We start from the raw sequence: 13,384 nt of genomic DNA, 5'->3' as shown, positions 1-13,384 counted from the left end.
CCGAAGGCCCTGGAGACTGATGTCTCCAGGGCCTTCGGTCCGGGTGGGCGATACTGGGTTCGAACCAGTGACCTCTTCGGTGTGAACGAAGCGCTCTCCCACTGAGCTAATCGCCCGGGCGCACCGCACACATTACCGCATGTCAGCAGGCCCCCATGACCACTTGGCGGTCACTCGTCGATGTTCCAGGGCATCGCGAGCCCGAACTTCCAGAGGTAGATGCCGACGAGCACGGCGATGATCACTAGGCCGACGGTGGTGAGGATGATGTTCCGCCGCCGGACCTTGGGGTCGAGCGCGCGCTGGGCCGCTTCGGTGACCTTGCGCTTGGTCCAGCGCAGCACCAGTTGCGCCCAGACGAATTCGGTCGCCCAGATCGCCATGCCGCCGAAGATGACCACCCAGCCGGGCCCCGGCAGCACGAGCATCGCCACGCCCGCGCCGACGACCGCCAGGCCGACGACGAAGACGCCGACCTGCCAGCTGATGTGCAGCGTTCTGGACCTCTTGATGAAGTGCGGTGCCCGCGAGCCGAGCTCCCGGTCCTCCTCCTTCTCCCCCTCCTGGGGCGGCAGTGCCGCACCCGCCGTCACGTCCCCCGTCGCGGGGCCGGAAGCCGTCGCCGCGACGGCCTCGTCCCGCTCGTCACTCTGCGCATTCATGACGCCCAACGTACCGGATTGAACTTCGTCACCGGAATGGCCGTATAACACAACGTAATGCACCGCCGTACGAGCGACGCGAGGCATCACAAAACGGTCAGAGGGGTTTACAACGGCACCGTAGGTGGCATGTCGATTTCGCCGACGTGCGAATCCCCGAGCGCACACTGAGCGAAAGGCCCTGGCGCTTATGAACACCACGGTCAGCTGCGAGCTGCACCTGCGCCTCGTTGTATCGAGCGAGTCATCACTGCCTGTACCCGCGGGCCTGCGGTATGACACGGCCGATCCTTATGCCGTGCACGCCACCTTCCACACCGGAGCCGAGGAGACGGTCGAGTGGGTCTTCGCCCGCGACCTCCTCGCCGAGGGGCTGCACCGCCCCACCGGCACGGGCGACGTACGGGTCTGGCCGTCGCGCAGCCACGGTCAGGGCGTCGTCTGCATCGCCCTGAGCTCCCCGGAGGGCGAAGCCCTGCTCGAGGCCCCGGCGCGGGCCCTGGAGTCGTTCCTCAAGCGGACGGACGCCGCGGTGCCACCGGGCACCGAGCACCGGCATTTCGACCTCGACACCGAGCTCTCGCACATCCTGGCCGAAAGCTGAGCCAGGCGAGAAGCCGCCCGGCGTCGTCCGTCTCGGGGAGACGGCGCCGGGCGGAAAATCCCCTGCGTCCGACACCGGCGCCGCCGTCACGGAAATCCACCGTGACGACGGCGCCGCTGCGCTCCCGGCACCAACCGCTAGAGTCGGCACAAAATTCGTCGGGCACCGGCCCGCGGCAGGCCAGGGAGCGCATCGTGCTGATCCCCCACGACACCCGTATCGCCCTCGACACCGTCGTCGATCTGGTGAACACCGCACCGGAGGGCGACCAGGAGGACGGACTCGCGGACGTCGCGGCGCTCGACGAGTTCGTACGAAGCCACGACATCAGCGACGTGGCCGAGCTGGGGCAGAAGGACCTCGAAGCACTCCAGGACGTACGGGCCCGGTTCGCGGAGATCTTCGCCGAGCGGGACGGCCGTACCGCGGCGGACCTGATCAACCGGCTGGTCGCGGCGGCCGGCACGACGCCACAGCTGACCGATCACGACGGCTACGACTGGCACGTGCACTACTTCGCACCGGGCGCCTCGGTGGCGGACCACCTCGCGGCCGACTGCGGCATGGCGCTGGCGTTCATCGTCGTCGCAGGTGAGCAGGAGCGGCTGCGGCGCTGCGAGGCGCCGGACTGCGGGCGCGCCTTCGTCGACCTGTCGCGCAACCGCTCACGGCGCTACTGCGACAGCCGGACCTGCGGGAACCGGCTGCATGTCGCGGCCTATCGGGCCCGCCGCCGGGAAGCCGCCGCCGGCTGAGCAAGCTGCGGGGGTGTCACAGCAGGAACAGGTCGTGCACCGCGCCCATCAGCAACAGGACGCCGATCACCCCGAGGAAGATCATCAGGGGCGGTTGGGAGAGCGCGAAGAGGCAGCCGCGCGGCTCGTGGGTCGGTGCGGGGGCCTGGCCCCGGGAGGTATCGAGCATCTCGGGGCCGATCATGGCGCAGCGCACCGCGGGGTGATCGACCAACACACCACGACGGCCGGGTAGTTCATCACATCCCGCGCAGCCGTACAGTACGGCCCGGGGCCCCTCGGAGGGGCTGTCGGGAAGCTAGATGCCGTGCTTCTTCAGGATCGCCTCGATGTCGCTGAAGTCGTCGGCCGCCGTCGCCTTCGGCCGGGACCGGGGCGCGCCGGCTTCGGGCGCACTGCTGCCGAGGGCGGGCGTGGCCGCACCGGACTCCGCGCCGGCTCGCCGCGCCGCGGCGGCCGCCTTGCGTTCCCGTCGGGTGCCTGTGGAGCGCCGCTCGACGACACGAGTGGTCATGAACAGCAGCCAGGCGGCGCCGAGCAGGCCGAAGCCGAGCCAGGCCGAGGGGCTGAAGGCCGTGTCCACGACCCACTGCACGGCCCCGGCCAGCACCAGGCCGGCGGGAACCAGGGAGTACGCGGCGATACGGGTCGCGGCGAGGAAACGCCTGCGGTACGCCGTGATCGCGGCGATGCCCAGGCCCGCCGCGGACACCGCGGAACAAATGGTCTCGGCAAGCATCCGGTCCTCCAGGCATCGGCGGGCACGAGGTGTTACGTCCCTTCCATCCTGCACCGTCCCCCTGACCGCGGGCCATGCCCGGGGTCGACCTCAGGGTGATCTGGGGGACGGTCTCCTCCCGAGGTCCCGGTTGGGTGCCCGAGGACCGGGCTGGGAGACTGGCCCCATGAGCGACTCCACCACCGCCCGCCCGGTCGTCGTCGACGTCTGGTGCGAGCTCCAGTGCCCCGACTGCCACGCCGCCCTGGAGGATCTGCGGGCCCTGCGCGCGCGCTTCGGCGACCGGCTGGACCTGCGGCTGCGGCACTTCCCCCTCGACAAGCACAAGCACGCCTTCGCCGCCGCGCAGGCCGCGGAGGAGGCGGCCGAGCAGGGCAAGGGCTGGCCGTATGTGGAGGCCGTGCTGGAGCGCACCGAGGACCTCGCGGCGAGGGGCGAGCCCGTGCTGCTGGAGGTGGCGCGCGAACTGGGCCTGGACGCCGAGGAGTTCGACACGGCCCTGATCGACGGCCGGCACATCCTGATCGTCGACGCGGACCAGGCCGAGGGCAAGGCGATCGGTGTGACGGGGACCCCGACGTACGTCATCGGCGGCGAGCGCCTCGACGGCGGCAAGAGCCAGGAGGGGCTGCGCGCCCGGGTCGAGGAGATCGCCGACCGGTTGCTCGCGGCGCAGACGGACACACCGTAGACCGGCCCCCGCAGCGGATCCCTAGAGGAGCTGCTTGACGAAGTTGCGGTGGGTGGTCAGGTAGCCGAGGGAGTCGTACAGGCTCAGCGCCCGCGTGTTGCCCGCGAAGACGTGCAGTCCGATCAGTGTGTCGCCCGCGTCGTGGGCGATGCACTCGGCGAGCAGCATCAGTGCGCGACCGTAGCCCCGGCCGCGGTGCTCCTCGGCCACCTCGACGTCGAAGACGTACGCGCCCTGCTCCCCCGAGCGCACCTCGCGCTGCGCGACCCAGACGTGCCCGACCGCTGTCCCCCCGGCGAGCAGGCATCGCAGGTCGGTGCCGGGCGTCGCGAGACCGTCCGGGAGGAGTTCGCGGTGGAGCGCCTCGGAGCGGGCCAGGGCGTCGTCGCGTGGCACGCCCCTGGTGATCCAGTCCTGCGCGTAGTGCATGACCGCCCCGGCGCGCCACACGTCGAATTCGGCCTCGCTCATGGGACGCCCCTGGACTCCGTCGGGCAGCGTGGGCGGTTCGGCCGGCAGCTCCTTGAGCATGTTGCGGCCGCGCTCGGTGTAGCCGAGAGCGGAGGTCAGGCGCAGGGCCGCGGCCGCCTCGGTCGGGACGGACGTGCGGACCTCGGTGCAGCCCCAGCCGCGCAGCACCTCCTCGGCGGCGAGCGCGGCGACCGTGCCGCGCCCGCGTCGGCGCTCCGCCTCGTCGATGCTCAGGGACCGTACGTAGCCGACCGGCAGGTCGGCGCCCGGGGCCGTCGCGAGGCGTACGGAGCCGACCGGCCGGCCGTTCACACAGACGTCGTACGCCCGAGCCGCGGCGCCGGAGTCCTCGCGCTGGATCGGCCCGGTGGGCCGCAGGGTTGTGGTCATCGGGGACTTTCTACCCGCCCCGGCCGTCCGGCAACAGGTGTGCCGACGGGCCTGCCGCTAGAGGGACTTGGGGTCCTGGTCGGCCTTCGCCCGCTCCTCGAAGACGCGCATCGCCTTCGTCGTCACGGGCCCGGGGGCGTCCGCTGTGTCACGGCCGTCGATACGGACCACGGCCTGCACATCCCGCAGGGTGGACGTGAGAAAGACCTCCTCGGCCCGGTCGAGCACGTCCAGCGGCAGGTCGGTCTCCTTCGCGCCCGTCCATTCCACGGTCAGGGCGCGGGTGATGCCGGCGAGGCAGCCGGAGGAGACCGGCGGCGTGTGGAGTTCGCCGTCGAGGACGACGAACACGTTGGAGCCGGTGCCCTCGCAGAGCTGCCCGACGGTGTTGGCGAACAGCGCCTCGGAGGCCCCCTGCTCGTGCGCCCTGGCCAGGGCGACGACGTTCTCGGCGTACGACGTGGTCTTCAGGCCGGTCAGCGCGCCGCGCTCGTTGCGCGTCCACGGGACGGTGATCACGGCGGTGGTGTCGGGCCGCCGACGGCTCTCCCCCAGGGCGACGACCAGGGTCGGGCCGGCGTCGCCGCGGTCGGAGCCGAGCGGCGAGAGCCCTCCGGTGTAGGTGATGCGCAGGCGGCCGAGCGGCATCGGGTTGGCGTCGAGCACGGCGGCGCAGGCGCGGCGCACCTCGTCGTGGTCGGGCTCGGGGAGGCCGAGGCCCCGCGCCGAGCGCGTGAGCCGTTCCAGATGGCGGGTGAGGGCGAAGGGCTGCCCGTGGACCGCCTTCACGGTCTCGAAGATGCCGTCGCCCACGGTCATGCCGTGGTCGAGGACCGACACCCGGGCGTCCTCGGCGTCCTTGAGCTCGCCGTTGACCCAGAGCTTCATCCAGCTGTCCTTCCGCTTGCCTCGTACGCACCCGACGCTACCGCGAGCAGCCGGGACGCCTTCAGTTCGGTCTCGGCCCACTCGCGGTCGGGGTCCGAGCCCCAGGTGATGCCGGCGCCGGTGCCGAAGCGCAGCGCGGGGCCGCCCGGCGCCCGGCGGTCGATCCAGAACGTGCGTATGCCGACGGCGAGCTCACCGGTGCCGCGGTCGGCGTCGACCCAGCCGATGCCTCCGCAGTACGGGCCTCGGGGGGAGGTCTCCAGCGCCTCGATGATCCTCAGTGCGCTGGACTTGGGGGCGCCGGTGACGGACCCGGGCGGGAACGTGGCCGCCAGCAGCTCGCTCCATCCCGCAGCCGGGGCGAGCTCGCCGCGCACGGTGGAGACGAGATGGACCAGGCCGGGGTGCGGCTCGACGGCGCACAGTGCGGGCACACTCACGCTGCCGGTGGCGCAGACGCGACCGAGGTCGTTGCGGACGAGGTCCACGATCATCACGTTCTCGGCGTGGTCCTTCTCGAGCAGGTCCGCAGCTGTCCTGCCGGTGCCCTTGATCGGTCCCGACTCGACGGTGCGGCCGGTGCGGCGCAGATACAGCTCGGGCGACGCGGTGGCGATCTCCACCCCGTGTGCGCGGAGCCGGATCGTTCCTGCATACGGGGCCGGGTTGCCGACGGCCAGCAGGGCGGTGAGCTCGTCGACGTCGGCACCGTCCGGGTCGGGCAGCGGCGCGGACAGGACCCGGCACAGGTTCGCCTGGTAGACGTCGCCGGCCGCGATGTGCTCGCGGATCCGCCGTACGCCCGCGATGTAGGAGGCGCGGTCCAGCGACGACGTCCAGTCCTCGGCGGCCGGCCCCCGCCACCGTCCTGGCACGGGCTCGGGCACCGGCTCCCTGCGGACGTCGCCGAAGCGGGCACAGGTCAGCCGCCCCTCGAAGTCCGCGGCGACGGCCCAGAAGCCGGCGGAGTCCAGAGCCGCGGGGTCGCTGGTGACGTCCCGGAGGTCGGTGGCGACGAGGGGGCCGAAGCGGGCCAGAGGAGCGAGGTCGTGCACGTCTGTGAGTGTATGACCGGTGGAGATAGGGCGGGGCAGAGCGGTCCATCAGCCGCCGGTGCGCTGCCGGTGAGCTGCCGCGACGTGCACATACCTCAGCACGCTGCACAAACGCGTTTTTGTGCTGGCCCAGGAATCCGCTAGAGTTCAACACGTCGCCGGGACGCGCAAGCGGAACGGAAACGACAGGCGGACGTGGCTCAGTTGGTAGAGCATCACCTTGCCAAGGTGAGGGTCGCGAGTTCGAATCTCGTCGTCCGCTCGAGAATGGGGGGTCTTCCCGACCCCCCGCACTCCGGGTGGAGTGGCCGAGAGGCGAGGCAACGGCCTGCAAAGCCGTCTACACGGGTTCAAATCCCGTCTCCACCTCCATGGACGATTAGCTCAGCGGGAGAGCGCTTCCCTGACACGGAAGAGGTCACTGGTTCAATCCCAGTATCGTCCACTGGTCCGCAAGGATCCCCGCGCGATTAGCTCAGCGGGAGAGCGCTTCCCTGACACGGAAGAGGTCACTGGTTCAATCCCAGTATCGCGCACGCACTAGGCCGCGGCGGCTCGTCGCGGTTCGCAGTGTCTCGCAGCGATGCGGGTGACCCGCGCGATTAGCTCAGCGGGAGAGCGCTTCCCTGACACGGAAGAGGTCACTGGTTCAATCCCAGTATCGCGCACCAGCCGAAGCCCCCGGCCGTCTCGACGGCCGGGGGCTTTGTCGTGCATGCGCCTGCCGCGGTGTGCCCGCGCGGGCCCGGGCGTCTCGGTCGGCGCCCCGGCCCGCACCCGGGCCCACGCGGCGGGTCGTGCGGGTCGTTCAGGAGGAGAAGAGCATCCGGCCGAAGCTGCGCTGGCGGTGGTGCCCGCCGTGGTGGCCGCCGTGGTGCGGGGCTCCCCAGGCCGGAGCCGCGGGAGCCGGAGCGGCGGGGTAGGGGGCGGGCGGGGCCGCCGGCGGCGGGGCCTGCTGCATCCACTGCGACTCCAGACGGGTCAGCGATTCGAGCTCGCCATAGTCGAGGAATATGCCCCGGCAGCCGCTGCACTGCTCGATCTGGACCCCGTTGCGGTTGTACGTGTGCATCGCCGCATGGCACTTGGGACACTGCATCGTCTGGTCAGCCTTTCGCCGTTCGGTCGACGTCCCCGGATGCATGCCCGGCGACGAGGACTTCACCCTATGACGAAGGTTCGCACTCCAACTCGGGCGGGAGTGTGGCGATTCGGGTACAAGCGTCGATCACCGCGCTTTCGACGTCGTCCGGTTGCCGGTTCTCGGCGGCGGACTTCGCGAGGGCGAGTGCGGCGGTCTGCACCGTGAGGGCGCGGGCCGGGACGTCGAGTTGGGGCCACGGGTCGGCGCCCGACAGGACCGCGGGGCCGTGCGCCGCCGTGTAGGCGCCGAGGAACCGCTGCCAGATCTCCGGGGGCAGGATGCCGGACGCGTACCAGGCCGCCGGGCGGGCGAGATCCCAGGCAGGGTCGCCGAGACCGAGGTCGTCCACGTCGATCAGCAACCACGGGCCGTCGGGAACGGGATGGCGTACGAGCTGGCCGAGATGCAGGTCGCCGTGGCAGAGCGCGCGGGGGCGGTGGTGCGGGGCACTCGCCTCCGTCCCCCTGGCCCAGGCGGGCAGGCGCTCCCAGGCGCGCCGGACCGTGCTCGCGGCGGGGTGGCCGGCCGCGGAGTCCTCCATCCGCGCCATGGCGGCGGCGGCCTTGGCGGGGCCGCGCATGGGCGGTAGCGGGCCGGGGAGGCCGGCCGTCCCGATCCGGTGCAACCGGGCGAGCAGGACGGCGACTTCCTCCCAAGGGGCCGCGTCGGGGTCGGCGGGGTCGACGGGGACGCCGTAGGGCCAGGCGCTCACGGGACGGCCCAACCCGGCCGGGCCCGTACTCGGCAGGGGCGGCAGGAGGATCCCGGCCAGGGCAGGATGCGCGGCCACGGCGAGGCGGGTGCGATGCGCCTGCGGCTCCGTGTCCGGGGCGTGCGCCTTGGCGACGGCGGGCCCATGGCGTACGACGGCGCCGTCGGGGCGGTCGGCGAGGGTCTCGCGACCGTCGTAAGGATCTTGGCCGGTGACTCGGCCGGTGCTGTGGCCGCAGGCGGGACAGGCGTCGCCGGGCGCGGCGAGGTGGGCGGCGGTGCGGGCGACGCGGGCGAGCGTGCGGAGGAGGGGGGTGGACACGGGAGGGAGAGTAGCCGGGGTTCTCCCCCGCCCCACCCTCCCCTTGCGGCTTGGCGGCTGTTTGCTGCACCCCATCCCGAACCGGGCTCCCGCGCGCCCTTAGGACCCGCGCGGCAACGGCGGCTGGTTGCCGAAAGCCTGGCGCATGGGGCGGGCACCGCTGCCGCGTCGCCGGGTGGACCGCACGCAGAGCCCGTCGCGGAGGGCCCCCACCGCCGCCGCGCGGTCGGGCGGAACGGCGCACGTCGGCCGTTCCCGCCCGGCACACGCACCGCACCCCATCACGGCCCGCCACGATCACCGTGAGAGCGTGCTCCCGCCCGGCACACCGGCAGCGGACGGCGCGGCCGAACCGTCAACCGGAACACTCACCACCCCCGCCCAGGCGGTGGTCGGCCGACTGGCCGTCGCAGCGCGCAGACCGACCGGTCGCCGGGCGCATGGGGTTGGCGCAGCCGGGCGGTCGGCGTGGCACGCATGTGGCCCGGCCACGGCGAGCCGGCACGTGTCGGCCCGGTCAGTCAGGTGGCAAGCCTCATGCCTCGCAGGCGGCCAAAGGCCACAAATGCGCGTCGGCCGGTCAGCTCCCCAGCTGACCGGCCAAACGCTGCCGTCCGCCGCACCCCCGTCCCCACGGGGTTGTTCGGCCGGATGTCCCCGACCCGGACCGCTCTTCCGGGCCCGGGGCGCCGTTCAGCGCCCCAGCATCACGCCCACGGACGACGCCTGTGTGACCACTGCGTCCCAGCCGCCGAAGACGACCACCAGCAGTGCCGCGAGGGGAAGGACCATGGCCGTCGCCACCAGCGGGTGGCGCGTGCCGGAAGGGCGGACGCCGAGCCCGGCGTAAGCCTTGCGCGATGCCGTGTCCGCCATGGTCCCTCTCCTGTCGTGGTTGGCAGCGGCGGGTGTCTGAAACCTCGGGGGACGAGTGCTGCACCCGCCGCTTGACATCAACATTAGGGAAACGGCAGCGCCCGGACGTCATGCCCGCGTACCGATTGCCGGGCCTCCCGGAGGATGAGCCGCCACCCGGTCATGTACTCCCCTGGGTGGAGACGCGGGCGCTGGGCTTGGGGTCTTCCCGGAGGGGACGCTCCCGCTCGTCGTCGGCCTCGCGCGGCACCGGCTGCTCGACCAGCGCCAGGACGCGGCCCGCCATGAAACGGGCTGTCCGCACGACCGAGCCCGACCTCGTGACTTCGCTCACTTCCACCACCCCTCTGCGCACCGCAGTCTCCACCCGCCGGCCCGCCCGGCTTGCCACCACTTCATACGTACGTGTGGTGTCTCCCGCGTCCACGACGATTTCCACCCGGTCGCCCTTCACCGATCCAATCCCCCTTCTGCGACTGACCGTTGAGATCACGCACGGGCCCGGGGGGACGGATCCTCTCTCCCCTGACCACTGCTCAATTCTCCCACTGGGCACTGACATCGAACGAGCGAGAGGGCGCGGCCTATGAGCACACCGGCGCGGCGGTCCGTAAGCTGTGGCACGTCAAACGGACTGACCGGGCAGCGGGGTGGGGCCTCCCACCGTAGGTAGGGGACGGACAATGGCGATGATGCGGCTCCGGCGCGAGGACCCGCGTGTCGTCGGCTCCTTCAGGCTTCACCGGCGGCTCGGCGCCGGCGGCATGGGTGTCGTCTATCTCGGGTCCGACCGGCGCGGCCAGCGGGTCGCGCTGAAGGTGATCCGGCCGGATCTCGCGGAGGACCAGGAGTTCCGATCGCGGTTCGCCCGGGAGGTCTCGGCGGCGCGGCGCATCCGCGGCGGCTGCACCGCCCGGCTGGTGGCCGCGGACCTGGAGGCGGACCGCCCCTGGTTCGCCACGCAGTACGTACCCGGCCCTTCGCTGCACGACAAGGTGGCCGAGGAGGGCCCGCTGCGGGCCGCCGACGTCGCCGCGGTCGGTGCGGCGCTCTCGGAGGGGCTCGTCGCGGTCCACGAGGCCGGCGTGGTGCACCGTGACCTGAAGCCGTCGAACATCCTGCTCTCGCCCAAGGGCCCGCGGATCATCGACTTCGGCATCGCCTGGGCCACCGGCGCGAGCACGCTCACGCATGTGGGTACGGCGGTGGGCTCCCCCGGCTTCCTCGCTCCCGAGCAGGTGCGCGGTGCGGTGGTCACCCCAGCGACCGACGTGTTCGCGCTGGGGGCGACGCTGGCGTACGCGGCGATGGGCGACTCGCCCTTCGGGCACGGCAGTTCCGAGGTGATGCTCTACCGCGTGGTGCACGAGGAGCCGCATCTGCACGGGGTGCCCGACGCGCTGGCACCGCTGGTGGCCGCCTGTCTGGAGAAGGACCCCGACGAGCGGCCGAGCACGCTCCAGCTGTCCATGCGCCTCAAGGAGATCGCGGCCCGGGAGGCGCAGGGCCTGCACGACGCGCGGCCGCCGGTGCAGCGGGAGCGGGTCGAGATCGACCGGCCGACCTCGCACTACACGGAGCGCCACGACCGGACGGAGCGCCTGGAGAGGACCGAGCGCCTGGAGCGGCGGACGGGCGGCTCGACGGCGCCGCGGCCGCAATCACAATCGCGTACCGGCGGTGGGTCACGGCCGCCGCAGGGCCGCACCACGGGCCGCGGCACGGGTCGTACGAACAGCAGGACCAGCAGCAGGACGAACGGTCGTCAGAACGGCACGCGGCCGGGCGGCCGCACGACGGCGACCGGTCGGCGGCCCGCCAATCCGCGGCTGCTGCGCCAGCGGATCGTCGTCTTCGTCGTGGTGACGCTCATCGTGGCGCTGGGCATCGCCGCCGCGCAGCAGCTGTAGGGCTCAGGCTCCGGGGCGGCCCGTGGCGACCGCGTAGAACGCGACCGCAGCCGCCGCGCCCACGTTGAGCGAGTCGACTCCGTGCGCCATGGGGATGCGTACCCACTCGTCGGCGGCCATCAGGGCCTTGGTGGACAGGCCGTCGCCCTCCGCGCCGAGCATGAGGGCGACCCGCTCCCGCCGGTGCGGGGCGGCCTCGTCGATGGGCGACGCCTTCTCGTCGGGGGTGAGGGCGAGGATCTCGAAGCCCGCCTCCCGGACCGCTTCGAGGTCCCTCGGCCAGGTGTCGAGGCGAGCGTACGGGACCGAGAAGACCGCGCCCATGGAGACCTTCACGGACCGGCGGTAGAGCGGATCCGCGCAGTCCGGGGAGAGGAGCACGGCGTCCATGCCGAGGGCGGCGGCGCTGCGGAAGATCGCGCCGATGTTGGTGTGGTCGTTGACCGACTCCATGACGGCCACCCTGCGGGCCGTACGGAGCAGTTCCCCGGCCGGCGGCAGGGGCTTGCGCTGCATGGAGGCGAGGGCGCCGCGGTGCACGTGGTAGCCGGTGACGCGTTCGGCGAGGCCGGGGTCGACGGCGTAGACGGGCGCGGGGACCTCGTCGATGACGTCGCGCATGACGTCGACCCACTTGGCCGACAACAGCATCGACCGCATCTCGTAGCCGGCCTGGCGGGCTCTGCGGATCACCTTCTCGCCCTCGGCGATGAACAGCCCTTCGGCGGGCTCGCGCCTGCGCCGCAGCTCGACGTCGGTCAGGCCCGTGTAGTCGGCCAGGCGCGGGTCGTCGGGGTCGTCGACGGTGATGAGATCAGCCACGGGGTGATACTGCCTTCTCGGTGGTGCGGTGCCAACGGCTTGCGCGGCTTTCGGTTACCGCCGGTCACTTGACGGGCGGCACGCCTACGCCGACGACATCGCCGACGACGATGACGGCGGGCGGCCGCACGTCGTTCGCCCGCACGGCCTCGCCGACGGTGGCGAGGGTCGCGTCGACGCGGCGCTGGGCGGCGGTCGTGCCCTCCTGCACCAGGGCGACCGGAGTCTCGGGGGCCTTGCCGTGCGCGACGAGCGCCGCGGCGATGGCGCCGATCTTGTCGACGCCCATGAGGATCACCAGGGTGCCGGTCAGCCGGGCCAGGGACTGCCAGTCGACCAGCGAGCGCGGGTCGTCGGGCGCGACATGGCCGCTCACGACGGTGAACTCATGGGCGACGCCCCGGTGCGTGACCGGGATGCCCGCCGCCGACGGCACCGAGATCGAGCTGGAGATGCCGGGGACGACCGTGCAGGGGATGCCGGCCTCGGCGAGGGCCTGCGCCTCCTCCATGCCGCGGCCGAAGACGAACGGGTCGCCGCCCTTGAGCCGGACGACGGCCTTGCCCGCCTTGGCGTGCTCGATCAGCGCGTTGTTGATGGCCTCCTGGGCCATGAAGCGGCCGTAGGGGATCTTGGCCGCGTCGATCACCTCGACGTGGGGCGGCAGTTCGTCGAGCAGGTCGCGCGGTCCGAGGCGGTCGGCGATGACGACGTCGGCCTCGGCGAGGAGGCGCCGGCCACGCACGGTGATCAGATCCGGGTCGCCGGGGCCGCCGCCGACGAGCGCGACGAACGGGGCCCGGGTGCGGTGGTGGGGCGCGGCGATGGTGCCGTCGCGCAGGCCCTCCACGATCGCGTCCCGTACGGCCGCCGAGCGGCGCGGGTCCCGGCCGGTGAGCACGGCGACCGTGACGCCCTCGCTGCGGCCGGTCGCGGGGGTCCAGGCCGTGGCGGCCTCGGCGTCGTCGCTGCGTACACACCAGGTCTTGGTGCGCTCGGCCTCGGCGGAGGCGCGGGCGTTGGCGTCGGGGTCGCTGGTGGCGACGAGCGCGTACCAGGCGTCGGCGATGTCGCCCTCCTCGTACCGCCGCCGCGTCCAGGTGATCTCCCCGGACTCGGCCATCGCCTCGACGGACGGGGTCGCGGAGGGGGAGATCAGGGTGACGTCGGCGCCTGCCGCCACGAGCGCCGGGAGGCGGCGCTGGGCGACCTGGCCGCCGCCGATGACGACGACGCGCCGCCCGGTCAGGCGGAGTCCGACAGGGTAGGCGGGGTGCTCGGCGGGCTCGGGCATGGCGGTGCGGCTCCTCGTGCGGATGGTGCGTGTGCGGGGGCCGCTGCGGC

General features: G+C 72.5%; 16 protein-coding genes and 6 tRNA genes. 9 read left to right on the top strand and 13 right to left on the bottom strand.

Annotation, left to right across the window (positions count from 1 at the left end):
- Nucleotides 1–44: 44 nt before the first annotated feature.
- Together J7E88_RS20245 and J7E88_RS20240 are read right to left on the bottom strand one after the other, a co-directional pair.
- Nucleotides 45–116: transfer RNA gene (locus J7E88_RS20245), tRNA-Val, on the bottom strand.
- 54 nt (nt 117–170) lie between these two features.
- Nucleotides 171–662: a TIGR02611 family protein gene (locus J7E88_RS20240; protein ID WP_215183050.1), complete on the bottom strand. Its 492-nt coding sequence runs from the start codon at nt 660–662 to the stop codon at nt 171–173.
- 190 nt (nt 663–852) lie between these two features.
- On the opposite strand from J7E88_RS20240, the gene J7E88_RS20235 reads away from it, so the two are divergent.
- Nucleotides 853–1,266 carry an SsgA family sporulation/cell division regulator gene (locus J7E88_RS20235; protein WP_003959770.1) on the top strand — a complete coding sequence of 138 codons (414 nt, stop codon included), beginning with the start codon at nt 853–855 and terminating at the stop codon, nt 1,264–1,266.
- A 194-nt stretch (nt 1,267–1,460) separates the two neighbouring features.
- A complete protein-coding gene (locus tag J7E88_RS20230) occupies nt 1,461–2,021 on the top strand; it encodes a CGNR zinc finger domain-containing protein (protein ID WP_215183048.1) in 561 nt (186 codons plus the stop codon).
- A 16-nt stretch (nt 2,022–2,037) separates the two neighbouring features.
- Here the strand turns inward: J7E88_RS20230 and J7E88_RS20225 are convergent, their stop codons facing one another.
- Both J7E88_RS20225 and J7E88_RS20220 read right to left on the bottom strand, forming a co-directional pair.
- Nucleotides 2,038–2,190, bottom strand: a complete 153-nt coding sequence (locus tag J7E88_RS20225; RefSeq protein ID WP_215183046.1) for a hypothetical protein — start codon at nt 2,188–2,190, stop codon at nt 2,038–2,040.
- A 129-nt stretch (nt 2,191–2,319) separates the two neighbouring features.
- On the bottom strand, nt 2,320–2,760 hold the full coding sequence (locus tag J7E88_RS20220; protein WP_215183043.1) for a hypothetical protein: 441 nt from the start codon (nt 2,758–2,760) through the stop codon (nt 2,320–2,322).
- A 166-nt stretch (nt 2,761–2,926) separates the two neighbouring features.
- Here J7E88_RS20220 and J7E88_RS20215 point away from each other — a divergent pair, with 166 nt between their 5' ends.
- Entirely contained in the window at nt 2,927–3,451 is a 525-nt protein-coding gene (locus J7E88_RS20215; protein ID WP_215183041.1) for a DsbA family protein, read from the top strand.
- Nucleotides 3,452–3,472: 21 nt separating this feature from the next.
- Here the strand turns inward: J7E88_RS20215 and J7E88_RS20210 are convergent, their stop codons facing one another.
- Genes J7E88_RS20210 through J7E88_RS20200 form a run of 3 tightly spaced genes read right to left on the bottom strand, consistent with a single transcriptional unit; the run spans nt 3,473 to nt 6,255 of the window.
- Entirely contained in the window at nt 3,473–4,312 is an 840-nt protein-coding gene (locus tag J7E88_RS20210; protein WP_215183039.1) for a GNAT family N-acetyltransferase, read from the bottom strand.
- Between the two features lie 57 nt (nt 4,313–4,369).
- The gene (locus tag J7E88_RS20205) at nt 4,370–5,200 is read right to left on the bottom strand and encodes an aminotransferase class IV (RefSeq protein WP_215183037.1); all 831 of its coding nucleotides are present in this window, start codon (nt 5,198–5,200) and stop codon (nt 4,370–4,372) included.
- Nucleotides 5,197–6,255: a chorismate-binding protein gene (locus tag J7E88_RS20200; RefSeq protein ID WP_215183035.1), complete on the bottom strand. Its 1,059-nt coding sequence runs from the start codon at nt 6,253–6,255 to the stop codon at nt 5,197–5,199. The genes J7E88_RS20205 and J7E88_RS20200 overlap by 4 nt, the downstream gene beginning before the upstream one ends.
- Before the next feature lie 189 nt (nt 6,256–6,444).
- On the opposite strand from J7E88_RS20200, the gene J7E88_RS20195 reads away from it, so the two are divergent.
- The 5 genes from J7E88_RS20195 to J7E88_RS20175 all read left to right on the top strand — a co-directional run bounded on the left by J7E88_RS20195 (nt 6,445) and on the right by J7E88_RS20175 (nt 6,926).
- Nucleotides 6,445–6,517: transfer RNA gene (locus J7E88_RS20195), tRNA-Gly, on the top strand.
- Between the two features lie 36 nt (nt 6,518–6,553).
- Nucleotides 6,554–6,627, top strand: a tRNA-Cys gene (locus J7E88_RS20190).
- Between the two features lies 1 nt (nt 6,628).
- Nucleotides 6,629–6,700: transfer RNA gene (locus J7E88_RS20185), tRNA-Val, on the top strand.
- A 19-nt stretch (nt 6,701–6,719) separates the two neighbouring features.
- A tRNA-Val gene (locus tag J7E88_RS20180) sits at nt 6,720–6,791 on the top strand.
- A 60-nt stretch (nt 6,792–6,851) separates the two neighbouring features.
- Nucleotides 6,852–6,926 (top strand) — tRNA-Val (locus J7E88_RS20175).
- 137 nt (nt 6,927–7,063) lie between these two features.
- On the opposite strand, the gene J7E88_RS20170 is transcribed toward J7E88_RS20175, so the two are convergent.
- The 4 genes from J7E88_RS20170 to J7E88_RS20155 all read right to left on the bottom strand — a co-directional run bounded on the left by J7E88_RS20170 (nt 7,064) and on the right by J7E88_RS20155 (nt 9,762).
- Nucleotides 7,064–7,354 (bottom strand): zf-TFIIB domain-containing protein, encoded by a 291-nt coding sequence (locus J7E88_RS20170; RefSeq protein WP_215183033.1) that lies wholly within the window; start codon nt 7,352–7,354, stop codon nt 7,064–7,066.
- A 67-nt stretch (nt 7,355–7,421) separates the two neighbouring features.
- Nucleotides 7,422–8,432 carry an aminoglycoside phosphotransferase family protein gene (locus J7E88_RS20165; RefSeq protein ID WP_308307554.1) on the bottom strand — a complete coding sequence of 337 codons (1,011 nt, stop codon included), beginning with the start codon at nt 8,430–8,432 and terminating at the stop codon, nt 7,422–7,424.
- 693 nt (nt 8,433–9,125) lie between these two features.
- On the bottom strand, nt 9,126–9,308 hold the full coding sequence (locus tag J7E88_RS20160) for a hypothetical protein (RefSeq protein WP_215183029.1): 183 nt from the start codon (nt 9,306–9,308) through the stop codon (nt 9,126–9,128).
- A 160-nt stretch (nt 9,309–9,468) separates the two neighbouring features.
- The gene (locus J7E88_RS20155; protein WP_215183027.1) at nt 9,469–9,762 is read right to left on the bottom strand and encodes a hypothetical protein; all 294 of its coding nucleotides are present in this window, start codon (nt 9,760–9,762) and stop codon (nt 9,469–9,471) included.
- A gap of 229 nt (nt 9,763–9,991) precedes the next feature.
- Between J7E88_RS20155 and J7E88_RS20150 the strand changes: the two genes are divergently transcribed.
- On the top strand, nt 9,992–11,218 hold the full coding sequence (locus J7E88_RS20150; RefSeq protein ID WP_215183024.1) for a serine/threonine-protein kinase: 1,227 nt from the start codon (nt 9,992–9,994) through the stop codon (nt 11,216–11,218).
- A gap of 3 nt (nt 11,219–11,221) precedes the next feature.
- Here the strand turns inward: J7E88_RS20150 and J7E88_RS20145 are convergent, their stop codons facing one another.
- Both J7E88_RS20145 and cobA read right to left on the bottom strand, forming a co-directional pair.
- Entirely contained in the window at nt 11,222–12,040 is an 819-nt protein-coding gene (locus tag J7E88_RS20145) for an RNA methyltransferase (protein ID WP_215183022.1), read from the bottom strand.
- A gap of 64 nt (nt 12,041–12,104) precedes the next feature.
- The gene (cobA, locus tag J7E88_RS20140) at nt 12,105–13,334 is read right to left on the bottom strand and encodes a uroporphyrinogen-III C-methyltransferase (protein ID WP_215183020.1); all 1,230 of its coding nucleotides are present in this window, start codon (nt 13,332–13,334) and stop codon (nt 12,105–12,107) included.
- Nucleotides 13,335–13,384: the final 50 nt, after the last annotated feature.

This window comes from Streptomyces sp. ISL-10 (genome assembly GCF_018614575.1).
Taxonomy (GTDB): Bacteria; Actinomycetota; Actinomycetes; order Streptomycetales; family Streptomycetaceae; genus Streptomyces.
The sequence above is the reverse complement of the archived record's forward strand: the minus strand, read 5'-3'. Positions and strand labels throughout refer to the sequence as shown.

Coding starts and splice junctions, on each gene's coding strand:
- J7E88_RS20240 (WP_215183050.1), bottom strand. CDS start 662: ATGAATGCGCAGAGTGACGAGCGGGACGAGGCCGTCGCGGCGACGGCT.
- J7E88_RS20235 (WP_003959770.1), top strand. CDS start 853: ATGAACACCACGGTCAGCTGCGAGCTGCACCTGCGCCTCGTTGTATCG.
- J7E88_RS20225 (WP_215183046.1), bottom strand. CDS start 2,190: ATGCTCGATACCTCCCGGGGCCAGGCCCCCGCACCGACCCACGAGCCG.
- J7E88_RS20220 (WP_215183043.1), bottom strand. CDS start 2,760: ATGCTTGCCGAGACCATTTGTTCCGCGGTGTCCGCGGCGGGCCTGGGC.
- J7E88_RS20215 (WP_215183041.1), top strand. CDS start 2,927: ATGAGCGACTCCACCACCGCCCGCCCGGTCGTCGTCGACGTCTGGTGC.
- J7E88_RS20210 (WP_215183039.1), bottom strand. CDS start 4,312: ATGACCACAACCCTGCGGCCCACCGGGCCGATCCAGCGCGAGGACTCC.
- J7E88_RS20205 (WP_215183037.1), bottom strand. CDS start 5,200: ATGAAGCTCTGGGTCAACGGCGAGCTCAAGGACGCCGAGGACGCCCGG.
- J7E88_RS20170 (WP_215183033.1), bottom strand. CDS start 7,354: ATGCAGTGTCCCAAGTGCCATGCGGCGATGCACACGTACAACCGCAAC.
- J7E88_RS20160 (WP_215183029.1), bottom strand. CDS start 9,308: ATGGCGGACACGGCATCGCGCAAGGCTTACGCCGGGCTCGGCGTCCGC.
- J7E88_RS20150 (WP_215183024.1), top strand. CDS start 9,992: ATGGCGATGATGCGGCTCCGGCGCGAGGACCCGCGTGTCGTCGGCTCC.
- cobA (WP_215183020.1), bottom strand. CDS start 13,334: ATGCCCGAGCCCGCCGAGCACCCCGCCTACCCTGTCGGACTCCGCCTG.